Annotated in this window: 18 protein-coding genes and 1 pseudogene; 10 read left to right on the top strand and 9 right to left on the bottom strand. The window is 51.9% G+C overall.

Translation table 11 applies throughout. From position 1 onward, the window contains the following. Positions 1–22: 22 nt before the first annotated feature. From EPA93_RS02140 to EPA93_RS02120, 5 genes are read right to left on the bottom strand one after another with little or no spacing between them, the layout of a single operon-like run. Positions 23–964: a sucrase ferredoxin gene (locus EPA93_RS02140; RefSeq protein WP_129885455.1), complete on the bottom strand. Its 942-nt coding sequence runs from the start codon at positions 962–964 to the stop codon at positions 23–25. A 15-nt stretch (positions 965–979) separates the two neighbouring features. After that, positions 980–1,792, bottom strand: coding sequence for an energy-coupling factor transporter transmembrane component T family protein (locus EPA93_RS02135; RefSeq protein WP_129885454.1), 813 nt, complete (start codon positions 1,790–1,792; stop codon positions 980–982). Beyond that, positions 1,792–3,531, bottom strand: coding sequence for an ABC transporter ATP-binding protein (locus EPA93_RS02130; RefSeq protein WP_207229416.1), 1,740 nt, complete (start codon positions 3,529–3,531; stop codon positions 1,792–1,794). The genes EPA93_RS02135 and EPA93_RS02130 overlap by 1 nt, the downstream gene beginning before the upstream one ends. A 1-nt stretch (position 3,532) precedes the next feature. Continuing rightward, positions 3,533–4,138, bottom strand: a complete 606-nt coding sequence (locus EPA93_RS02125; protein ID WP_129885453.1) for an ECF transporter S component — start codon at positions 4,136–4,138, stop codon at positions 3,533–3,535. Positions 4,139–4,184: 46 nt separating this feature from the next. Continuing rightward, positions 4,185–4,790 carry an ECF transporter S component gene (locus EPA93_RS02120; protein WP_129885452.1) on the bottom strand — a complete coding sequence of 202 codons (606 nt, stop codon included), beginning with the start codon at positions 4,788–4,790 and terminating at the stop codon, positions 4,185–4,187. A gap of 400 nt (positions 4,791–5,190) precedes the next feature. On the opposite strand from EPA93_RS02120, the pseudogene EPA93_RS02115 reads away from it, so the two are divergent. After that, positions 5,191–5,813: pseudogene (locus EPA93_RS02115) on the top strand (superoxide dismutase). 202 nt (positions 5,814–6,015) lie between these two features. Here the strand turns inward: EPA93_RS02115 and EPA93_RS02110 are convergent. After that, positions 6,016–7,230: a cytochrome P450 family protein gene (locus tag EPA93_RS02110; protein ID WP_129885451.1), complete on the bottom strand. Its 1,215-nt coding sequence runs from the start codon at positions 7,228–7,230 to the stop codon at positions 6,016–6,018. Between the two features lie 181 nt (positions 7,231–7,411). On the opposite strand from EPA93_RS02110, the gene EPA93_RS02105 reads away from it, so the two are divergent. From EPA93_RS02105 to EPA93_RS02075, 7 genes are all read left to right on the top strand, one after another. Then, the gene (locus EPA93_RS02105; RefSeq protein WP_129885450.1) at positions 7,412–8,005 is read left to right on the top strand and encodes a TetR/AcrR family transcriptional regulator; all 594 of its coding nucleotides are present in this window, start codon (positions 7,412–7,414) and stop codon (positions 8,003–8,005) included. Between the two features lie 205 nt (positions 8,006–8,210). Further along, positions 8,211–8,552 carry a hypothetical protein gene (locus tag EPA93_RS02100; protein WP_129885449.1) on the top strand — a complete coding sequence of 114 codons (342 nt, stop codon included), beginning with the start codon at positions 8,211–8,213 and terminating at the stop codon, positions 8,550–8,552. Between the two features lie 99 nt (positions 8,553–8,651). Next, entirely contained in the window at positions 8,652–9,833 is a 1,182-nt protein-coding gene (locus EPA93_RS02095) for an acyltransferase (protein ID WP_129885448.1), read from the top strand. A 342-nt stretch (positions 9,834–10,175) separates the two neighbouring features. After that, positions 10,176–10,835: a TetR/AcrR family transcriptional regulator gene (locus tag EPA93_RS02090; protein ID WP_165422811.1), complete on the top strand. Its 660-nt coding sequence runs from the start codon at positions 10,176–10,178 to the stop codon at positions 10,833–10,835. Positions 10,836–10,989: 154 nt separating this feature from the next. After that, positions 10,990–12,426 (top strand): pyridoxal phosphate-dependent decarboxylase family protein, encoded by a 1,437-nt coding sequence (locus EPA93_RS02085; RefSeq protein ID WP_129885446.1) that lies wholly within the window; start codon positions 10,990–10,992, stop codon positions 12,424–12,426. Between the two features lie 19 nt (positions 12,427–12,445). Beyond that, entirely contained in the window at positions 12,446–13,708 is a 1,263-nt protein-coding gene (locus tag EPA93_RS02080; protein ID WP_129885445.1) for an MFS transporter, read from the top strand. A 671-nt stretch (positions 13,709–14,379) separates the two neighbouring features. After that, positions 14,380–18,261 carry a CHAT domain-containing tetratricopeptide repeat protein gene (locus tag EPA93_RS02075; protein ID WP_129885444.1) on the top strand — a complete coding sequence of 1,294 codons (3,882 nt, stop codon included), beginning with the start codon at positions 14,380–14,382 and terminating at the stop codon, positions 18,259–18,261. Positions 18,262–18,927: 666 nt separating this feature from the next. Here EPA93_RS02075 and EPA93_RS02070 read toward each other — a convergent pair. Then, positions 18,928–19,569, bottom strand: a complete 642-nt coding sequence (locus EPA93_RS02070) for a TetR/AcrR family transcriptional regulator (protein ID WP_129885443.1) — start codon at positions 19,567–19,569, stop codon at positions 18,928–18,930. A gap of 202 nt (positions 19,570–19,771) precedes the next feature. Here EPA93_RS02070 and EPA93_RS02065 point away from each other — a divergent pair, with 202 nt between their 5' ends. Both EPA93_RS02065 and EPA93_RS48160 read left to right on the top strand, forming a co-directional pair. Beyond that, positions 19,772–20,008: a VOC family protein gene (locus tag EPA93_RS02065; protein ID WP_165422810.1), complete on the top strand. Its 237-nt coding sequence runs from the start codon at positions 19,772–19,774 to the stop codon at positions 20,006–20,008. A 40-nt stretch (positions 20,009–20,048) separates the two neighbouring features. Next, positions 20,049–20,225 (top strand): VOC family protein, encoded by a 177-nt coding sequence (locus EPA93_RS48160; RefSeq protein ID WP_165422809.1) that lies wholly within the window; start codon positions 20,049–20,051, stop codon positions 20,223–20,225. Between the two features lie 175 nt (positions 20,226–20,400). Here the strand turns inward: EPA93_RS48160 and EPA93_RS02060 are convergent, their stop codons facing one another. Both EPA93_RS02060 and EPA93_RS02055 read right to left on the bottom strand, forming a co-directional pair. Beyond that, positions 20,401–21,765, bottom strand: a complete 1,365-nt coding sequence (locus EPA93_RS02060; RefSeq protein ID WP_129885441.1) for an acetyl-CoA carboxylase biotin carboxylase subunit — start codon at positions 21,763–21,765, stop codon at positions 20,401–20,403. A gap of 300 nt (positions 21,766–22,065) precedes the next feature. Then, a complete protein-coding gene (locus tag EPA93_RS02055) occupies positions 22,066–23,151 on the bottom strand; it encodes a WD40/YVTN/BNR-like repeat-containing protein (protein ID WP_129885440.1) in 1,086 nt (361 codons plus the stop codon). Between the last annotated feature and the right edge of the window lie 210 nt (positions 23,152–23,361).

The following is a 23,361-nucleotide window of genomic DNA, read 5'->3' as shown; positions in this document are numbered from 1 at the left end:
CAAGTTCTTGCCGAGTAGCAAACTAGGGGCTGATTGAGCAGGCAGCTGAGCTTGACGCGTAGGAGAGAAGGCGAAACTCATAGCGCGTATTTTTTGCCTCGTTGCGGCAACTACAGGGTTGGGACGAACTTAGCTCACGTATCTCGTGCTGGATGGTGAGCGTATGAATGGTTCCATCCTCCGTAGCCTGCAGATGTACGGTTTCAACATTTGTCTCGGCACTGTGGGTAGCGAGAAGGCTGAAGGCATCGAGGTGCAGATTGCCTGTTTGCTGCCGCAAATAGTATTCGGCAGCCTGTACCGCAGGCTGGTAGCAGGTCCGGCCACGCGCTTTGGGCAGATAGATTTCTCTGTGGCCATCGGCCTCGATGATTGACGTGACCTCAGGCACGGAGACGCGGCTATAGTAGAGGCCGCGCGGCAGGCAGAGTAGATTGGCAGCATACTGATCTCCCCCCATATGTGTACAATGCCAGGCCTGCTCGCCAACCAGCCGTGAGGCTTCCTGGTAAATGGGCATCCCAAATTTGGCGCAGCATTTATCATGTTTGCCATTGGTGCAGACCAGGTAGATAGGTTCAGGACTGAGATAGGTATTATAGGCAGGATCGCCGGCTCGCAGCGCGTCAAGATCAAGCTTGAGTAGCTCTTCATAACTGCTAAGCTCAAAGCGATAGAGCGCCTCTTGCGCCTCGCGCGTGATAGCCACAAAGCAGCGTATCTTTGCCAGGGGGCGCATATCGTGTCGGATGAAGAGCGCCACCGTGTGTGTCGTGGCATAGCTATAGATGATAGCGCTGAGCCAGGCTTTTACGGCCTCGGGGAGCTGGTTGTCAAGAACGGCTCCCCACTCCCAGGGACCGTTATATTCAATCAGGAGCCAGGCTTTAGCGTAAGCGGCCTGGCCAATAATTGGGTCCTCACGTTCGCGCGAAATCTTGGCACAAAATTGGGTATCAGTCATGGGAGCGGGCACTTTCTAGAATTGCTTGAAAAATATTAGTGGGCCGAGTAAGCCGGAATACCAAAAGAACAGACAAAGCAGCAGGCAAGCCAGCCAGAAGCAGGCCAGGAAGAGGTAGTCCTGAAGGCTAAAGCTGTAGCGCTTGTAATAGGTGCGCCTGGGTAAAACGCCGAAGGCGCGGCTATCCATGGCCAGGGCCGTACGCTCAGCCCGGCGAAGAGCAATAGAGAGCAGAGGGATCGCGTAGCGCCGCATGCGCGCATAACGCAAGCCGCCGTGGTCGGCAATACCGCGTATTTTGTGGGCAGCCTGGATGAGCTGCATCTCGCTCTGGAGCATAGGGACAAAGCGAAAGGCCGCCATCGTGCCGTAGCCTATTTTGTAAGGAAACTTCCACTGCTGAACCAGCGCACGAATAAAGTCGCTGATATCAGTCGTAAGGGAGAAAAAGAGCGAAAGGAGAATGATCGCGTAGGCGCGCAAGGCTATCTGGGCGACATGGAGCAGCGCCGTCTGATAGTAGATGAGCGGGCCGAAGCTTAAGAGGATCGGCGAGCCCTTCACGAGTTCCGGACGCACGAAAAAGGGATAAACTAGCGTAAAGAACGCGAAAAGGAGCAGCGGCATCCAGGCCACGCGTATGAAGCGCGTGAGAGGGATATGGCCCAGAATGAGCACAATCAGGCTGATCAGGATTGCAAATGCCCCTGGTACCGAGAAATCTGTAGTGAAGGCCACAAAAGCCAGCACCGGGAAGATGGCTAGCAGTTTGCAGAGCGGGTTGAGCCGATGCAGAAGCGAATCGGTATGATAGTAGGATATCTCCACTAAATAGCTTCCTTTCTAGTTTGGGGGAGAGAAGCAAATGCGGCAAGGCACTGAGTGGCCACTTCCTCAAGCGTTAGAAGCCCTGATTGTCCCAGGCGATTGGCCAGCATCGTGAGTGGGGGCAGCGTCAGATGGGCCTTCATGAGTAGCTCGGGCTGCTTAAAAAGCTCGGCCGGCGTGCCATGAAAGATGATCTTGCCCTGATTCATTACTGCGACATGCCGTGCGTAACGGGCTACTAGAGTCATATCATGAGTGACCATAACAATGGTGCGGCCCTCTGCGTGCAGAGCGCAGAGCAGATCGAGTAGCGCCTCAGCATTCCCTTGATCCTGCCCAAAGGTTGGCTCGTCAAGCAAAAGGATTTGTTGCCCAACTGCCAGCATCGTGGCCACACTCAGGCGGCGTTTCTCACCATGGCTGAGCGTAAACGGATTGGCCGGCGCAAAGCGTAGGAGCCCAAAGCGTTCAAGCAGGCTATTCGTACGTTCTGTAATCTCTTCTGCTGAGAGACCAATAACGCGCAGGCCGTAAGCGACCTCATCGGCTACCGAATCGGTAATGAACTGGTGCTCGGGATTCTGAAAGACGTAGCCTATTTTGTGGACGAGATCGCGCGCAGCTATACGCGTGAGGTCCTGACCTTGTAGAAAGACAGTTTTGGGCGAGGGATGAAGGATATCCACGAGATGCTGGGCCAGTGTCGTTTTGCCAGCGCCGTTAGCTCCTACGATGGCCAGAAAATCACCTTGCGGGATCGTCAGCGAGACGCGATCGAGAATCGTCTGGCGTCCGCGCCGGAAAGAGAGCTCGCGAACCTCTATTGCGGGCTGGGATGAAGCGGGTTCTTCATCTGGCAAGGAAGATGAAAGAGTTGGGCGCTCCTCTGACAAGCTTATCTGCCTTAGCGCTACTTCAGCCTCGGCCGGCGTAATCGGAAAGGGATCAAGCTCTATGCCCTGCTCGCGTAGGCGATGGGCCAGCAAACAGACCTGGGGCATCCAGATCCCGTACTCGCGAAGAACCGCGCTGGAATCGCGGAAAATAGCGCGTGGAGTGCCATCAGCGATCAGCGAACCGCCGGGACCGAGGACAATAACTCTATCGATAAGATCCATCAAATCGTCAAGCTTGTGCTCGATCAGTACAATAGTATGGGTAGTCTGCACTTTGCATTCACGAATCAGCGCGAAGACATCCCGCGTTCCTATGGGGTCCAGATTGGCTGTGGGCTCGTCAAAGACCAGAACCTGCGGCTCCATTGCCAGGAGCGCGGCAAGGGCGATACGCTGCTTTTCGCCGCCGGAAAGCTGATCGACGCGCCGGTAGCGATGCTCGGGCAAGCCGACCTGGGCTAGAGCCCTTAGCATACGTTCCTCCATCTCCGAGGGAGGAAGACAGAGATTTTCTAGGCCAAAGACTATTTCATCCTCGACGGTGAGTGTAGCAAATTGAGCATCGGGGTCCTGGAAGACAATTCCCACGCGGCGCGCTAGCTCGGCGACCGTGGTTTGTTGCGTATTGAGCCCATCTACATGGATCTGCCCGTTGAGGATGGAACCGACCTCGTGCGGGATTAAACCGTTCAAGGTTAGGCCCAGCGTACTTTTGCCACTGCCTGACGCTCCGAGCAGTAAGACAGTCTCTCCACGTTTGAGCTGGAGATTAACCCCTTGTAGTACAGGTAGTTTGCGGCCGGGATATTTTGCCGCCAAATCTTCGATTTCTATCAGTGCCATACTAGACCTCATGTGTTCCGTCGTTCTTTAGTGCAGTACCAGCCAGGGCCCCGGTGCGAGCCAACGCATCGGCAAGCTGTTTGCCGATAATAGCTCCCACAATTCCAGTAAGTATCGTTATGCCAACCACGCCGATGCGGATAGGCAACGCCCATTCCAAGAAAGAGTCTCGGTAAAAGATGACATAGAGCAAGATCATTACCAAACCGCTAAGAATGCCGCTGAGGATCATCCAGGGCAGACTAAAGGAGCGGTAGCGCGTGCCAAGAGCCAGGCCGACTTCGCCTGAAACTGCGTAGAAGGCACAGTTGATAAGGATCACAGGGCCATAAGGCGAAAAGAGAAGCGTGACCAGGCTATAGAGCAAGGAGATAAGAAGCGCAGCCCCAGGCCGGCGCAAAATATAGCCGATCAGTAACGAGGGGAGCAGATAGAGACCAGTCCAGGCCCAGCCAGCAATTGGACCAAAGACGACGGTAATCGAAAAGGCATAGTATGAGGCCGCAAAGATCATGCCAAAGACGATGCCAATGGCGGCGATAAGTAAGATCTCGCGGGTGCTCCAAGCAAATAAATGACGCCGAACAGAACTTGAGGAAGTGCTCATTTTTCATTTTCCTTCTAGTGTTGTGCAGTTAAATCTAGCTGTTATGCTAGACTTCAGGTGTCTCATCAATGCTCAGGGCCGTGCCAGCCAGGGCGCCAGTGCGGGCCAGCGCATCGGCAAGCTGTTTGCCGATGACTGCCGCTATCGTGGCGGTGATGATTGTTGCACAAACTTCCCCGATGATGATTGGAACGCTCACGCTGAAGAAATCAGAGCTGTAAAAGATTATGAAAAGCAGGACTTGCATCAGACCGCCTATAATCCCGGCAATGATCATCCAGGGCAGGGCAAAGGAGCGATAGCGCGTGCCCAATGCGATGCCGGTTTCTCCGGAGATGGCATAGAAAGCGCAGCTAATCAAAATGATAGGGCCGTAGGGTGAAAAGAGTAAATTAATCAGGCTATAGATGATGGCGATGAGCAGAGCTGCCCCGGGCCGGCGCATAACATAGCCGATGAAGAAGGAAGGGAGCAGATAGAGGCCGGTCCAGGCCCAGCTAACCAGGGGACCAAAGACGACAGTAAGCGCATAGACATAGTATGATGCTGCAAAAATAAGTCCGGAAACAATGCCGATGGCGGCAATCAGTAAGATCTCGCGCGTGCTCCAGTTGAATAAGCCCCGGCGGCTTGAAGGTGAGAGGGTCCTCATTATCCTTTATTTCTCCTTTGAGATAGTCAAAGCTAAGTATGAGCGCACAACATGACGTGCGGTATGCATAGAATTAGAAGCATATAGGAAATAGGCATGGTTCCAGTTGCTGCGGTGGTGCCAAGCGGTTCCCGGCTATTTCCTACTGCTTTACTAAGATATTAGGGTACCCTAATATAGTTTGTCAAGAGGAAAGGCCAGTAAAATAAAATAAGGAATGGCTGGCAACAAGCTCCGGAGGCGAATGGCCATATTGTCAGAGCTAGAGACTGTCCAAAAGGACGAAGCATCTAAGCTAGTATTTTTGTATACTGAGTCCTGTCAATCGATAGGCAATAGCAAAAAAAGCTTTCCACATTGGGAGCACCTGTTTTGTCATCGTAAAAGGAGTATATACATCATGAGTTTTGAGCTTCCTCCTCTTCCATACGACTATAACGCGTTAGAGCCGTATATTGATACGCAGACTATGCAGCTTCATCACGACAAGCATCACGCCACTTATGTGAACAATCTGAATGCTGCACTAAAGGATCTCCCGCAGTTTGCATCTCTTGCAGTTGAACAAGTTTTGCAGCGCCTTCAGGAGATTCCGGAAGGGGTACGTACTGCTGTGCGCAACAACGGCGGAGGTCATGCCAACCACAGCATGTACTGGCAAATCATGACCCCGGTGGCAGTAAAACACCCGGCGGTGAGCTGGCCAGCGCCATTGACAGCAGCTTTGGCAGCTTTGAGAACTTCAAAAATGCCTTTAATGACGCGGGTGCCAAGCGCTTTGGCTCAGGTTGGGCCTGGCTGGTGCTCAATCGTAGCGGCAAGCTGGAGGTAATATCCACAGCAAATCAGGATAGCCCGCTTATTGATGGGCTTGCCCCTGTTCTTGGCAACGATGTATGGGAGCATGCCTATTATCTCAAGTACCAGAATCGGCGCCCAGAATATCTCAGCGCCTGGTGGAATGTGGTGAACTGGGACGAGGTTGGCAAGCGCTATAGCAATGCTGTAGCGGGCAAGCGTTAAGTCGCTCTTCCAGATCCTTCGGGATCTTGAGAGATAAAACACAGCAGCCGTTCGAGTGGGGAAATGGTAATGGTTGTTGTGGAATACAGGTCGGCGGGCACTATTTACCATAGTACTACGGCTGACCTGTATTTTTATGTCCAGCCCCTGTTTCATCCTGACCCAGTTATGGACCAGGATGAGAGATTGAACTTAGTCTACGTTAGAAGGCCAGCGGAAGCTTGTTCAGGCCCATGATCAGCGAGCCAGGACGCCAGACCAGATTTTCCACAGCAGTATTTAAGCGCAGATTGGGCATACGCTGAAGAAGCGTATTGATGGCTATCTGTCCCTCCATGCGGGCCAGGGGAGCGCCGAGACAATAATGAATCCCTTTGCCGAAAGCCAGGTGCTTGTTCTCCTTGCGCGTGATGTCTAGCTCATCAGCATGCTCGAACGTTTCACCATCACGATTGGCTGAGGATAGGACGACAAGTACTTCATCGCCGCGCCGAATCAACTTGCCGCCGATCTCTACATCTTCTCGTGCCCAGCGCGAAGTAGCTGCCATAACGGGACCGTTGTAACGGAGCAGCTCTTCGATAGCTGTCTTGACCAGGCTTGGATCTTGCTTAAGCTTCTCCAACTGATCTGGATGCTGCAGAAGCGTCAATATTCCGTTACTGATCAGGTTAACGGTTGTTTCATGGCCGGCGATCAGCAAAATCCAGACCATCCAGACCAATTCATTCTCCGAAAGCCTATCTCCTTCAGTCTCGGCTTGGATCAGCTTGCTTAACAGATCCTCGGCTTGCTGCTCACGCTTGCGGCCAATTAGCTCACTGAGGTAGGTGCGAAACTCTTGCATAGAGTCCTGAGTTTCGCGCATCCTTTCGGGATCTCCAGCAGCCTCTACGAATGTATTTGACCAGTGGCGAAACTTTGCATGATCCTCATTGGGTATGCCCAGCATCTCAGTAATCACAGTAATGGGCAATGGAAAGGCAAAATCCTCGATCAGATCCATTTCTCCCTTATCCTGTACCGCGTCAAGTAATGTATTGGCAATGGCCTGAATGCGTTCGCGCCACTGCTCGACCAGGCGGGACGTAAAGGAGATATTGACCAGGGCGCGTAAGCGGGTATGATCGGGCGGATCAACGGCGAGTAATTGTCGGGGACGGGTATCTGCTGACGACTGGGCCCAAGGGAAACGCTGTTCTAGCTCTTCTTTGGTCAGTACGCTCATGGCATCTTTCACCAGGCGCTGATCTCGCAGCGCCCGCTCGGCATCTTCATAGCGCATGATTAACCAGGATACTTGACCATTCGTTTTGACAAGCTTATGTACGGCATCGTAGGTACGCATCTGTGCGAAAGTAGGATAGGGATGAGCTTTGAATTCGGGAGAGGTAAGGTTTATTTCAGTAGACTGCATTCTCAAACTCCTTCAGTACGAATAGAGGTCTCTATTTAGAGGCATGGCTAGATCAACTTGTCTACAACGTGTTGAATATCTTTACATCTGTAGCTATTTCTACTATAGTATGGGCAGAGGCCAGGGTCAAGAAACAAAAACGCGATAATGTAGAATAGTCTACACAAAAGGGAAAATGTCTATGAACTCAACGAAAGTTCCGGAAGACCTGCGCGTGAGACGCACGCATAAGCTATTGTGGGAAGCGCTTATGGCTTTGATGAGCGAACGGAATTTCGACTCAATCAGTGTCAAAGATATATGTGATAGAGCTATGGTTCATCGCACAACATTTTACAAGCACTATGAGGACAAGTATGATCTGCTCATTTCTGGAATGCGCCTTATGCACCAATCCTTGATGAAAGAGACGCATTTACCCTTGAATGAAGAGGCCGTTGATCTTCCTGCACAGCGCTTTTTGAGCATATTTATCCATGTGGCAGAACACACGCAGTTTTATAAACTTATGCTCTGCGGCAATGGAGTAGGAACTTTCTATACGCTTTTGCGCGGCTATCTGGCCGAACTGTGTGTGGAGAAGCTCAAGCGGCTGCAGCGCAATGATAAGAATTTCGAGGTGCCTATTCCCATTACGGCACAATACTGGGCCGGGGCGATTATTAGTCTGGTGGCCTGGTGGCTGGAGAATGATCAGCCTTGCTCTCCGGAAGAGATGGCCCGTTATACAAGTCTTCTGCTGCAAAATGAGCAGCTCGACCTCGAAGCGTTTTAAAACCGAGCCTGACCAACTGAAGCTCTCTGCGATCGTGCTGAACGCTGGCGTTTATCTCTAAGTCATGCTCGCCGGTCACTTCTTGATGAAAGAGAACTGATTTCTCCCTTGACAAACAGGTTCATTTCTTCTATAGTTAGTTACATGAGTAACTAACCAGGGCAGTGCTAAGAGATGGAATGCAATGCCGAGAGGAGCAATACACGTGAACACCCAGTATGGTAGGGGCAGATTGAGCAATGATCAGGCATGCTTAAACGAGCATACTACAGATCATGAGTTAGCATACAGACAACCGCAAGAGGAGATGCCATATTATCTTCTTCTGCCTGAGCGCTCTAATGGGAAAATAGCAGTCTTACCGCGCGATAACAAAGATATCCTGCGTCTCTTGCTTGCCGTGGTAGCAATGCTGATGCTACTGCCCTTCTCAGTTCTTTTTACGATCTTTCTCCCAAACCCAACGAGCTGGCTCAGCTTGAGCGTCGTTAGCTTGACCATCTTCTTAATTGCGCTGGTGGCCATCTCTAAGATTGGGAAATCTTAATCAGTTTCTTGCTTGAACTGTCGTTCCTATGAGCGAACATCAGTGTGAATATAAAACTTATCCAAGTGTTAGAGAAGATGTTTAAAGAAAGGGCCTGAAATGTCATTTCAAGCTAAAGATGTAATCTCTTCTAATATAGATATGCAATCATCTCTCGAAGAAAGGTCAGCCCAGGAAGCCAGGCAGAAGCGGCCCCGGTTGTTCTTCATCGATCATCTACGTGTGGTGCTGACGATCCTTGTCGTGCTGCACCATCTTGCCATCACCTACGGAGCATTCGGTGGACTGCCTGGTGGCTGGTATTATGAAGAAGTGACAAAGGACCCTCCCACTGTAGGGCTGTTAACCATTTTTGTTGTGGTCAATCAGACCTTCTTCATGGGTTTGTTTTTCTTGCTCTCTGGCTATTTCACGCCAGGCTCATATGAGCGCAAAGGAGCAAAGGCCTTTCTCAGAGATAGGCTGCTGCGGCTGGGCATTCCCTTGCTCGTCTTTACCTTCTTGATCAACCCAGTTGTAATCTATATTGGCTACAGAATGCATATGCCTTTCTGGCAGTTGTTGCTCCACTATGGAGCATTTGGGGTCGGGCCACTCTGGTTTGTCGAGGCGCTCTTGCTGTTTGACTGTGGCTATGCGCTCTGGCGCTGGCTCAGCCAAAAATGGGCAAAGCCTGCTGAGGCGACCAATAAGCCGCCGACTTTGCTGGCTGTCGGGCTGTTCATCCTGGCCCTGGCTGTGGTAGCTTTTATCGTGCGCATCTGGTTCCCGACTGGCTGGTGGTTTCAGCCGCTTAATTTCCAGATTGCCTACTTCCCCCAGTACATTAGCCTGTTTATCATTGGCACGATAGCGGCGCGGCGCAACTGGTTCTTGAATGTGCCATCCTGGATGGGCAAGCTGGGTCTGGCTGCCGCATTCTGTACAATCATAGTAGGTGCGATATGCATTATATTGATGGGCGGAATAAACAGCTTTTTCGGTGGGCTCCTTGTCTGCTTCCTGGAAGCTATCCTATGTGTGGGGATGAGCCTTGGTCTGCTGGTGCTTTTCCGACAGCGCTTCAATCGGCAAGGCTTCTGGGGCAAATTGCTCTCTAGAGAGGCTTATGGGGTCTATGTTATCCATGCCCTGGTGGTGACAGGCTTTTGTGTTGCCATTGCGGGCCTGCAGCTCTATCCGTTGCTCAAAATGGCAGTGGCCGCCCTCATCACTGTGCCACTCTGCTTTGGCTGCGCTTATCTGCTGCGCAAGCTACCAGGAGTACGCGTTATTCTATAAGCATGCTTGAGGCCTGCCCTATAGTAAATCGAGGGGCAGGTCTCAATTTTCTTACCTACTTCGCTCATCGTTTCCCTTTCCCTATTTAAATAGTCAAGCTTATGCTACACAATGTAGCGCCTTGCCCCGCGAAATTCGTATATAATTCCTAATTTGCAGAAAAGTTTCTATATTCTTTAAGAGCAATTAGCATAAAGTTAACACATCAGGCTATTTGCATAACTTGAGTAATTTTAGCGGTAAGAAAGGAAAGCCAAAAAATATTGTTAAGCCAGGCACTTGACAGGCTCCGGCCTCACTGGCTATACTTGTACGTATGATTCAATCAAACGTTGGATGGATATGTTAAGCAAGAGGCGCACACCAATACAGGCGGCCAGCCATGAACGAATTCTGCGTATTGCGACCCGGCTCTTTGCCGAGCATGGTTATCATGGCGTCTCGGCGCGTGAGATAGCCGCCGCAACCGGACTTAATATTGCCACGGTTCATTATCATACTGGAGGCAAGCGAGAGCTCTATATGCAGATATTGCGCAGTCTCTATCAAGAGGAGCAAGCCTGGGTTACTGGTGTTCTGGATCATGTCGGGGCCGATGTTGTGAAGGATGCCCAGGCCCTCAAAAGCGTGTTGGGTGAGCTTCTTGATACTCTTATCGAGTTGTTACAGCGCGATCTCACGCGCCCACGTCTGTATATGCGGCGCTGGCTAGAGGAGCGCGACGAGCTGACGCCGTTTGAGGCAGAGCTCTCCATCGCTGTGTATAAGCCGCTGTATGAGCTGCTCGCCCAGGCTCAGCAAGTGGGAACGATTCGCGCGGATCTCGATCTAAACGTTTTCTTGCGCAGCTTTTATTGGATGCTTTACGGCTACTTCGTGACTGGCCCTGTGGATTGGACTGCTTGGTGGGGCGATCCCAATAATCGGGAGAATCTCCAGGCTTTCAAGGCGTACCTACACATGTATCTTATCACTATGCTTGGCTTGGCTCCAACGGCCTGAGCATTGACGATAACACTATTTCTCGCAGCCTGGCAGCTATCGCTAGTCTGCTATCTTCCTTGCCCATTTTCTATGCACAAAGCTCGGGACAAAGGTGTGTCCACGTTGTTATATCCTCGATGCTGGCTGCTTGCCGCGTTGAAAGGAGCATATTATGCCCATTCCCGCTCACGGCCTTCCTGCTGAAGAATTATTTCGTCGCCTGGAGATGTACAAGGAAAGGGATGTCTCGTGGCGCGCGGGCAAGATTCTTACTGGTATCTATGATCCTGGTGGCGAGACCGAGGCTGTGGTTAAGGAAGCCTATACCCGTTTTCTTACCGAAAACGCGCTCTATCCCAATCTTTTTCCCAGCCTCCTGCAGCTGGAGAATGAGGTCGTGCGTATGGTTGTCGATCTACTGCAAGGCGATGGCGAAGTTGTGGGCAACTGCACAAGCGGGGGTACAGAAAGCATTATGCTGGCGGTGAAGTCTGTGCGTGATAAGGCGCGCGTAGAACGGCCGGAGATCAGCATGCCGGAGATTGTGCTTTCCCAAACGGCGCATCCAGCTTTTCACAAGGCGGCGCATTACCTTGGCCTGAAGACTATTGTTACACCCTTCGATCTGCAAAGCTTTCGCGCCGATCCTGCAGCCATGCGCCAGGCCATTACACCCAATACGATTCTCCTTGTAGCCTCGGCTCCCTGCTATTCGCATGGCGTCATCGATCCTATCAGCGAGATTGCTGAGATTGCCCGCGAGCATAATCTCTGTTTTCATGTCGATGCCTGCGTGGGGGGCATTCACCTTTCACTCTTGCGCAAAGCTGGCTATCCTATACCACCCTTTGACCTCAGCGTGCCCGGCGTGACCTCGCTCTCGGTCGATATGCACAAATATGGCTATGCGCCGAAGAATGTCTCTGTGATCCTCTACCGGCAGCGGGCCTTGCGGCGCTATGCTTTTTTTGCCAGCGCCGAAACCACCTCCTATAGCGTGCTGAATACCACTGTGCTTTCCAGCAAATCGGGAGGTCCTGTAGCGGGAGCCTGGGCCGCCCTGAATTATCTTGGTGAAGACGGCTATTTGCGCATAGTACGCGAAGTGAGCGAGGCCACGCGCCAGATGCTTGAGGGTATACTGGAGCTCGATGATGTGTATGTGCTGGGCGAGCCGGCTATGTGTATGTTTGCTCTGGCCTCTAGGACGCTGAATATTTTTGAGCTCGATGATGAGATGACACGACGTGGCTGGACCTTACAGCCGCAGTTTAGCGCAGGCGGAGGGCCGGCCAACCTTCACGTGAGCGTCCACTATTCGACGGTTGGTCACGTGGCCGAATTCCTTCAGGCGTTACGCGAAAGTATTGCCACCTTAAAGGAGAGAGGTAATGCCGGAGCACAAGAAGCGCTGGCCTTGAAGGCCGAGGTTGAGCGCTTGATGGCCCAGCCCGACGCCGAAACCTTTGCGCGGATAGTTGCTCTGGCCGGAGTTGAGCCCGGTCGCCTGCCCAGCAATTTTGCGCGCATCAATACTGTCCTCGATGCCTTGCCCGATTCCCTGGTTGGTACACTGCTGCTGGAGTATTTGAATAGTCTTTACGCCTGATATTTTTGCGAGGGGCACTATGCAAAAAGCTGCTATCCTGACGCAAGGGATGCGCTGGCGCATTCCGCTTGTTCTTGCCGTGACTCTCTTTGTAAATTATCTGGACCGCAATAATTTGGCCCTGGCCCTTCCGCAAATTGCTCATGATTATGGGTGGAGCAATAAAGAGATTGGCAGCAATGGCCAATTCTTGCTTGCAGCCTTCTTTCTGGCTTACGGCCTCTCCAATATGCTGCTCAGCCCCTTTGCTGAACGCTTTGGACCGAAACGCAGCATGCTGATCGCGATTACGGCTTTTTCGGTCTGCACTATTTTGAGCGCACCGTTGGGCCAGATGCTGGCGGCGCTGATCGGGCTGCGCCTCTTGCTGGGGGTGGGCGAAGGTATGCATGTGCCAATGATGAGTGCGATTACCAGCCGCTGGTTCGCGGCTCATGAGCGTTCGCGGGCCAATGCAATCTGGAATGTAGGTATTCTAGTGGCAACAGCCCTGGGTCCGCTATTGCTGGTTCCACTTATTTCAATGGTAGGCTGGCGCATAGCTTTTGCCGTGCTGGGCTGCGTTGGTTTGCTGATCTCGGTTCCGCTTGTCTGGCTGGTCGTAGCTGACAATCCCACGCAAGAGGCTATGACGGAACTGCAAGCTGCCCAGGTAGCCGAACTCGTAGTAAAAAATCTTACCATTTCTTCTCCCGACCAGCCAGCAGCCAGCTATGTGCGCGATAGGCGTTTCTGGCTTTATGTCTGTGGCGGGGCGCTCAACGCTTTCTGCGGCTTCGGCGTACTCAACTGGCTGCCGACCTACTTCACGCGCGCTAAAGGCATAAACTTTGATCAGCTTGGCTGGCCGCTTGCGCTAGTCTTCACCTCAGGTATTGTCAGCGTCTTCATTATGGCCTATCTTGGCGACAAACTGAATCGGCGCGCTTTTCTGGCCAGTGTGGGCCTATTTCTGGCTGGCGTACTGGTTTTCTTCGCTGCTACTGCTAATGGTCTTGTGCCGCTGGTGAGCTTTTTTTCGGCGGCTGTTTTCTGCCAGAGCGCCTATACCGCGCAGGAATATGCGATTGTCCAGCGCCTGGTGCCGCAGGAGCGCGTGGGAGCGGGTACCGGGCTCTATAATGGAATCTCTATCCTCATTGGTGGTGTAGGTGGCTCGCTTATTCCCGGCACGATTGTGGCCCTGACGGGCAACTTTAATGCTGGCATCTTGAGCATCATGGTTGGCGCATTGCTTGCAGCCCTCGTCCTGGCCCTTCTCGCTCGTGCCTTGAAGTACTAACAATGAAGTTTTGTCTGAGAAGGCAAGCCCTTTCTGCTCAAAGGGGCTTGCCTGGCGCTTCATCATATTCTAGTTGCTCCAAGCCATCTTTGATAAGAGGCAATAGACTCCTGGCGGCCTGCAATGCTAGTTCAATGCCAATACGAGGAGCCTGCTTGGTTTCCATCCCAGTAGCTAAAAGGCTGTGCGTAGCCGTCGTTTCTCATTACTGCTCAATCTAAAAGTACGTGCCATCTCGCACATATCGGCCTTGCTGAAAACTGGAAACTGCCCTGCTACCATAAGGGAACGCTTCAAGCGCCGTACAGTCTTGGAGTGCAAGCGGTCATCTATGCCCTGAAAATCATCGACCATACCCAGGCGTGTTAGTCATCGAGCATTGCTTTGCCTGGAGGCGCGTCTGACATATCGAGTAGGGCCTGTAACCACCCCGCAAGCATGACAGCAAAGAGATTATAGCCCGATGATGTCATGAAATATTCTCCTCTTCTATTCTCTAGAATATCTAAAGATTATTATGTTGCAAATTCATAAGTATTTGAGTAGAGATTTTTGTACTCTTCTTGCTATAATTTCGTTATGAGCAATTGTAACCGATGTTAGGAATTTTTTGCTGAGCTTCTCCTGTAGAATGTCATCCTGTTAGCATCTGCTTATATGGAGATTCCTCTATGCCGTGGTTAGAACGCTTACACCAGCATCTGTTTTCTTCAGCCCCGAAGCTGAAAAATAGCTCATCATTGCCATCATTGCCTAGTATGGGTATTCCAGTTTTCACGCCTGCTGGACCAGATCCTATCACAGTGAACATGGCCTTGTCTAAGCTGTTCTCAGTTGGAGCAGGGAAAGGCATGCGTCGGGTGCTGGAGCGTGAGCAAAAAGTGTTGTTGACCGATAACGCCATTGCCTTGGTGGTACAGATGGCTCTGGAATATCGTCGCACAGATCCCACTCAGGCTGCATTTATGCTCCTCATTGCTGAGCTGCTTGATCGTGCGTGTCGTACTGGCATTAAGAAGGCTTGGAAATTCTTTCTTCAGACTTTTGTAGACAATGCAGCTGATCAGCAGCTTACCACAACGCAGCTGCAATGGTTGCTTTTGATGATGGATAGGCGAGCTCAAAGGCGTTTTCTCGAAGAGCATTTGGAACTTCTCAGTTATAAGGGCCTTGCCTTGTTCCTCGGCAGGCTTACCTCTCTGCTACAGGATTCGGGATCACTTGGCAGTTCGCTTGTGGCCGCGAATATACTTTGGGAGCTTCTTTTTGATGCACGTAGACGCGGCGGAAATGTACAAGCTGTTCGCGAGGCCTATGTAAATCAGTTTGGTGGTTTTGCTCTTGACATTCCTGATTGGCTGAGCACGTGCTTTGAGCGCGATCAGGCTTTAGGTGAGCGTGGTCGTCGCTATCAGACGGCTAGAGAACGTATCGCTCTCTGGCAGGAAGCAATTAAGTGCGGTCAGAGAGAGTTTGCTTCTGATATGCCTGAGATTCTGGCGGAGATGTATGTTCGGCTTCAGCAGGCCTATAACGATGTGCGTGGTCTGGATAAACCACAACTTCAACAGCAAGAGCTTGCTCATCTTTTGTTCGCTCTCAGTATTTATACTGAAGTCCGTTACCCCATTGCCTGGGCACTAAATCAGAATGCTCTGGGTTCGCTTTATCACGAGTATCTACAAGGGGATCAGACCAGCAATATTGAGAAGGCCATCGCTTGTTTTCAAGCGGCGTTGCGCGTCTTCACTGAGCAAGATACCCCGCGCGAGTGGGCTCAGACCCAAAATTATCTTGGCCTGGCTTATCGCAGCCGCTTGCTGGGCAATAGGGAAGAGAATCAAGAAAAGTCCATCCAATGTTATAAAGCGGCATTGCGTGTTTTTACTGAGCAGGATACTCCGCGCGACCAGGCTATGCTCCTAACCAATATGGGATCGCTTTACCTGGAACGTCTTCACGATCACTATATGCAGAACCAGGCTCGGGCTATCAACTGCTTCTATCAAGCGTTGCGTGTCTTTAACGAACAGGAGTTTCCTGTGGAATGGGCAACGACACAAAACAATCTGGGCAACGTTCTATGTATGTATTTCCATGGTGATATCTTTGAAAACAGGCAAAAAGCACTTCAGTGTTACCAGAAAGCATTGAAGGTACGAACTGAACGGCAATTTCCTGTAGAATGGGCAACAACGCAAAACAATCTGGGCAATCTTTTGAGCTTGATGGAAGAGAACCCAGAAGAGAATAGTGAGAAGGCCATTGCCTGTTTCCAAGAGAGCTTACGGGTGTTTACTGAGCAAGATTTTCCGGTAGAATGGGCGAGGTCGCAGAATAATTTAGGTGGCGTTTATAGCAGGCGTAAGCGAGGAAATGCGCAAGAGAATAGTGAGAAAGCCATTGACTGTTTTCAGGCAGCGCTACGTATCTATACACGCCAGATATTTCCTGAGTTGCATATGTCTGCTTCTCTGAATCTGGCTGCTTGTGCCCTTGACAGCGAGATGTGGGAACTGGCCCATACTACGGCGGCCAACGCACAGAAGGCCGAGGACGATCTTCTTGCATTGACAGCAGGTGTGAAGGAGATGGACACGATTCTCAGCCAGGGAGGTGGGGGAGTCTTACTAGATGCTGTTGCTCTAGTGCGCTTAGGTCGCTTTGATGAGGCCGCAGAGACGGTTGAACGTGGGCGCGCACGCAGCTTAGCCAATGCACGTTTACTTTCTGCTGCCGATCCACAGCGTATTAACGATCCGCAGAGGCGTGAGAGCTATATCTTGCATCGTAGTATGCTACAGCAGGCTCGGGCTGCTGTGCATCAGCTAGCTATTTCTAAGCAGGCCACCTCTTCTAGGGAATGGCTGGCGCGAGTTGCAGCAGTGAATGAGGCAAAAAAAGCTTTTGATGCTACCGTTGAAGCCATTCGTGCGGCCCGCGATCCTGCTGATTTTCTCCTCGAAGACTTTCGGGCTGAGACACTACTGCAGCTCCTCTCTGAGAAACCTGCTGGTCATGCCATAATCTATGTGCTGCCAACCCAGTATGGTGGGCTGGCATTAGGTGTTCTTGGCAAAAATCCGGAGACAGGTACTTCAGCCCGCTTTGCCATCCTAAATCTGCCAGAGCTTACCGATGCGATGGTAAGAAAACTCATGGTAACTACTACGCCTGATGATACATCTCGATTTATTGGAGGATATGCCTTAGCCCAGCAGGAAAGAGGTCTAAAAGCATTGAGACAATCGTGGGAGGGAGAGTCCTTGGCCGAATCGGCCAACCGCCTCCACGCTTTTTGTCAGTATGAGCATCTGACGAGTACTCTAGATAGAGCGGCCCAGGAAATCAAGAGAAGCCGTGCTCTGCGATATATGGCGGAGAAACCCTGGCAAGAGCTATCAAAAGATCAAAGGTTACGCTTGCGCCATGGCTTCAATCTCTACTTCCTTTGCCACGAACTCCGGCAGAGCTTGAACTGGCTGGCCAAAGCGGCACTACGCCCATTAGCAGACTGGCTGCAGCAGGAGCATGTAAGCAGTGTGACGCTTATTCCCTGCGATCTTTTGGCTGCATTACCGCTTCTGGCTGCCCCATTAGAAGAACGGGACGGCCAAATAATAACGCTGGCAGATCGCTTTGTAGCTTCGGTGGCTCCCAGTGCGCGATCTCTGGCGCAGAGAGTGCATAATCCTCAACAGCGTCATGGTGTTGCTGCATTAGGCAATCCTTACCCAACGACCCGACCTTTAGCTTGGGGCGAAGCTGAGGCGCTAACTCTGGCTCATCTAGGTGGCGATCCAGCACGCGCTTTCATCCAGCATGATGCTGATCGGGCGCATCTGCTAGAGATACTACACACGGCAAAAGTCGTTGATGTTTCCTGCCATGCTACCGCAGAATATGAATATCTGCGGTCACGCTTATTACTTGCAAATGGTGAACACCTTACGCTTGCTGATGCCCTCAACGAGACGCTGACTAATATACATGGCCTGCGCTTACTTATTCTTTCTGCCTGTCAAACGGCCATACCTGACATCTTTGGGGCACCAGACGAAGTGAGATCGTTGGCGGTAGGGATGTTACAAGCGGGGGCCCAGGCAGTGTTAGGCGCTCTCTGGTCAGTTAGTGACAGAGCAACGTATCTGCTCATGGTACGCTTTGCTCAGGAATGGTTCCCTGATATGGAGATCGTGCCGCCGACTACAGCCCTGGCTCGTGCTCAGAGCTGGTTGCGCACAGTAACCAATCGTGAGCTGGAGACCTGGCAAGCAACAAAACCGTTAGCCGATAACCTCACGCGAGCGCTTAATTCTGCTGAGACAAAGGAAGCTGACAGCAAGACAGACATAGGAGGCCTTCCGTTTGATCAAAACGTACTTCAATTTGAAGCTAGCGAGCAAGATAGCATTGAACGCTTGCGTAGCTCACGTTATAGTCTGCAAGATGCTGAAGGGAACTTGCAAGAGTTAGCAGTGCGTGGTGACCCTGACACACGTCCCTTTGCTGATCCAATTTACTGGGCAGGATTCCAGCTCTATGGATGGTGAAGCAAGAACCTGGGTGTTAAGAACCTTTCGGGGATTCTGTGTGGAATGAGGCAAGCTTTTTTCGTGAGAAGTGTAACGGCCTCCCTTGGGAAATACTTCTTCCTGCTTGCTCTCGTGCAGTACCTGAGTGCACATGTTTGTTTCCGCGGTCTTGTCAAGCGAGAAAAGTGCATCTATCCTTGAATAAGAAGTATATAGTGCCGGCAAGTGAGCCGATGGAAAAGAGATTGCCGGCGTATTTCTCTCTTAAAGAGGAGGGTGAGTATGGGCATATATTTACGAATAAAAAGCCTCTCCCGGTATGTTGTCCCTGCTTTGGGCCTGATTTTGTCGCTGCCAACCTTGCTAAGTTGCGTGTTTTTTTGGCTTCTGGCTTACTATGAAGTTCTGAGAGGCGACACTAAGGGTACGCTTTTCTTTTCTATCTCCTCTTTTCTGCATCCCCCTCTATTCGCCCCGCTCCTATTCTACGCCATCTTTGGACCACTTTTTACGTGCGTGCTTTGTGCGCTGCAAGCCACGCGTTTTGCCAGAGATAGCCCCTTAGAGAGCAAAGCATACCAAATAAACCGGATTATCTTATTTCTTGCGCTTGCTGCCATCGGTATTCTAGTGCTTACGGGGGCGGTTGTGCGCATTGTGAGAGGGCCAACGTAATAAAAAGGCTCATAGCTGTATTTTCTTCTCTTCATGTTGTGGGCCAAAGCCCAGCGCCTGGGGATAGCTTGAGAAAAGGAAGCGGCGAAACCAGGTAGCCATCTCACGAGGCGAATAGTGTGGCTCGTCTTCTAGCCACCAGGCCAGCGTGCTGAGAAGCAGATTAGCAGTGAAGGCCAGCGCTACCTTGCGCGGCATGGCTTCCTGCCCACGCTTGATTCCTGGAAGACGGGAACGAAGCTGTTCGCGTTCATTCATGACCTGTATCATATAATCGCGCATGTGCAGAACAAACCGGGAAGAGCCGTTCTTGCCCAGTAAAGCGCGGTAGAGGGCTGTGTGCTCCGCGATATGTTCGAAGAAAGCTACCCAGGCGTCAGGTGGTTGATCGGCATCCAGGCTATCGAGCCCTACCCGTGGCGGACCAATGGCGGCGCTAAGTGCATGTGCCGCAGCCTCAAAGATTTTCTCCACGAAATCGTATTTATCCAGATAGTGACGATAGAATGTTGCCCGGTTGAGCATTGCGCGCCTCGTCAGCTCGCCTACGGTAACATGCTCAAAGTGTTTCTCCTCTAAGAGTTCGACCAGGGCATCCTGGAGCAATTTATGGGTGCGCTGCGCGCGTAGAGCGTTAGCTTGATTAGCCATTTTCTCTCCTTTGTTGCCGATGCGACAAAGGGGCAAGATTTGTTGCTAGTGATATGCCGCATCCCTGGCTATACTCAGTATAGCAACGGAATGAGCAATGGACAACATATGCAATAGCCTCGTAGACTGCTTACCCCAAAGAAATTGCTCGGCTTTGGCCGAAGCTCTATTCACTATGTTTACCGGAAGGAGAAAGAAAACGATGAACTTAACCAAAGCAGATATTGCCTGGCAAGGAATTGATCATGTGGCGCTTGCAACGCCCGATCTCGAAACGACCATTCATTTTTACTGCGATGTGCTTGGCATGCAGGCGGGAGAGATCTTCCAGGCCAGGGATGGTAAAACGCGGCATTGCTTTATCAAACCGGGCAATACTCCCGCGCAAGGGCTCCACTTCTGGGAAGTTCCAGACGCCCAATTACCCCCCTCAGCTTGAGTCGGTGCAATGGCATCAGCCAGCAACGATAACTGCTGGTATGGCCCTGCATGTTGCCTTTACGCTGCCCGACGAGAGGGCCGCGTTGGCGCTATGTGAGCGCTTAGAGCAGCATAATGTGCAGGTTGGGGAGATGAATGATCTCGGTTCTATGCGCAATATGGTTTTTCTCGACAACAATCGCTTGATGTTGGAGGCCATCTGGCCCAAACTGTAAGGATTTCTCGTCAATGATTGTGCCTTCCTTCGTCGCTTTAACAAATGCCTTGATGCTTTATAAGCGCATGACGTGACGTCTGCTCGCAGCCTATCAATGGGGTGAAAAGCATTAATGGAAACGCGTCAAGATTTATAGAGTATCGAGGCTCTGTTCGCCTCTCATTGTCATTTGATTAAGGGGCTATATCTGTAGCGTGCAGCAGTTCTGGATGCTGATATATAAATTCAGTATGGGTCTTAGCGGCCAGGAAATCGGGATGGGTGAGCGTTGCGCGCAGAAAGGCGCGATTTGTGATTACTCCGCTCAGACGGAACTCATGCAGGGCTTGTGCCAGATTATGGATAGCTTCTGGGCGTGTGGGGGCATGGGCAATGACTTTGGCCAGAAGGGCATAATGCGTAATCATCTGGCCGCTCGCAACGCCGGTTTCATAGCGAATGCCTGGAATTAGTCCGGGCTCAAAGCAGTGCAAGCGCCCGGAGGTTCGGCGGAAGCCTGCGCCCGGGTCCTCGGCATAGAGCCTGGCTTCCAGGGCGTGGCCAGAGCAAGGCAGCTCATACTGCTGCAAGGGAAGAGGCTGGCCCTGGGCAACCTGAAGCTGAAGCTGTACCAGATCCAGCCCGGTGATACATTCAGTTATCGGGTGCTCCATCTGCAGGCGCGGGTTCATTTCGAGAAAGAAGAAACGCTCCCCATCTACTAGATACTCAACCGTACCGACCCCAATATAACCAAGGCTCCGTACAAGCGCGATGGAGGCCGCACGGATGCGTTCGCGAAGTTCGGATGCAATATGCAGCGCCGGAGCTTCTTCTATCACTTTTTGATAGTTGCGCTGGATTGAGCAATCCCGCTCATAGAGATGGATGAGGTTGTTGTGAGCGTCGGCTAAGATCTGAACTTCGATATGACGTGGAGCAGGCAGGCAGCGCTCAAGAAATATTGTCGTATCTCCGGTAGCACTAGAGGTCGAATGCTGCAACTCCAGTACAGCGGGAATGAGATCAGAAGGCGTCTCAACGTGCCGTATGCCCTTTCCGCCACCACCTGCGTTTGTCTTGAGCAGTAGGGGATAGCCAGCCTGATCGGCCATTCGCCTCCACACGGCTGAATCGGCGCCGGGGATAGCAAGGCCGGGAACAACGGGAAGGCCAATTTTGCGGGCGAACTCCTTAGCAGCCAGCTTATGGCCCATCTTTTCTAGGACATCCGGCGGAGGGCCAATCCAGACATACTTCGCGCGCAGACATGCCCGCGCGAACTCCGCGTTTTCAGCCAGCGGACCATAGCTGGGATGGATGGCCTCAGCCTTCACCTGCTTAGCGATCGTGAGGATCTGAGCTTGATCGCGGTATGACGCGCTGACCGAGGAGCCTGCGAGGGGAATGGCAAGATCAGCCTCGCGCAGATAGGGTGCATCTCGGTCCGGCTCAGCATAGATCACAGCTGTGCGCAGGCCCATTTTACGAGCGGTGCGTATGATGCGGCGCGCAATTTCGCCGCGATCGGCGATTAATAGCGTTCTTATCTCGGCCATTTGCGATGCCTATTACAGATCAAGCACGAATTACAACTTTCTAAGTATATCATGCGGAAGGGCTTGTCGCTCGACCTGATTCTTGTTGTGCTATTTTTTGCGAACCAGAGCGCGTACGGGTAAGCAGCCCTCTTGGGCGAGAAGGCTGCTCTTGCTTCATCCCAGGCTTAGACTCAATCTTTGTAGAGCGCGTTGTCTGTGTAGCGTCCTTGCTACAGAAACTAGCCCTGGTTTAATAATCCCCGCGAGCGTTTCAAGCTCTCACTCATAAGAGTTGATATAACAAGCATTTGCCCCAACTCAAACGTCGCTGAGCGCAAGAGCCTGGGGAAACTGGCGCATCAATCCAGCGTTTCGGGCCCGGGCGAGCTGCTCCCCGGTTATGCCTTCTTCGCCCCAGGAAAAGGCAAGCTGATCCCAGGTCAAGCCTGCATCTGGTGAGCGATAGATTCCCTTGAAGCCCGCCGCGTAAAAGACGCCAGGCTCGGCCTCGTGACTGGCCACATGAAGGAGCATGCTGCCCTTCTCTTGCCATACTTTTTGCCAGGGCTTGCCCCGCGTTTTGCGGTAGATTGCAGGTTCGGCGCTCCCGGCAGAAAAGGAGGGTGGGGTGGCAGCTGCAGTAATCACAATAGTATCTGGATCGGCAGGATCGACGGCCACGCTGCGCAGATAATGTTCGGATAGACCCTCGTCGGGATACTGCCAGCTCAGCCCGGCGTCATAGCTTTCCTGGTAGCCCTTTCCCGGATGAGAGAAGCCATCGCCGGCCGCCGAGTACAGGCGGTTGGGGGCCGCAGGATGCATAACCAGCGTATGGGTATCGATTGGCCCGGCAGGCACACGGTCTTCCCAATGCTGCCCGCCATCGAGGCTGCGAACCAGGGCTCCAGCCTCAACAGCGACGAAAACGCGCCCGACAGTATGCAGATCGGGAGTGATGTAACGCACATGGCTGGTTGCCGGCTTTGGGGGAAAGCTCCAGCTTGAGGCTGACGGCAGTTCTCGAAAAGCCCTGAGCTCTTGCCAGCTTGCGCCCCCATCCTCGGAACGAAACAGCATACTAGGCTCTGTTCCTACATAAACCACGCCATACTCGCCACTCCGTTCAGTAGGACTGACAGCGATGGCTGTAATATTGCCGGAGGAAATCCCTCCTTTGCCTGTGATGAAAGGAACATCGCCGATTGGCTCCCAGGAATGGCCAGCATCGTTACTGCGCCAGAGACCTCGGCCATAGGTGCCACAATATACACGTTCTGCATGGAATGGATCTATTGCCAGGCACATGGTCTGTATGCCAACCAAGTGCGAGTCAAGTTGCCATTTGCTGCTTTGTTGCTCAGCAACTAGTAGCTTTCCCAGCATAGGAACATAGAATTTCATTGTTGGTTCTCCTTTGTTTTCTCTTACTTGAGGCTTCTTCGAGGCCCTCTAGTCAGTAGTGACGTGCGCCAACGCATTTTGGGTATATGGCTCAAACATGTGCGTGAGCGCTTCTGTATCAGGCCTCTGACTGGAGTATAGAAAGTTAGTAGATGAATGAGCATCCTCCAGGCTGATGATTGTGTGGAGGATTGTGCGAAAACAAGCGCC

This window comes from Ktedonosporobacter rubrisoli (genome assembly GCF_004208415.1).
In the GTDB taxonomy this organism is placed as follows: domain Bacteria; phylum Chloroflexota; class Ktedonobacteria; order Ktedonobacterales; family Ktedonobacteraceae; genus Ktedonosporobacter; species Ktedonosporobacter rubrisoli.
Note: the sequence above shows the minus strand (reverse complement) of the source record. Positions and strands in the feature narration are given on the sequence as shown.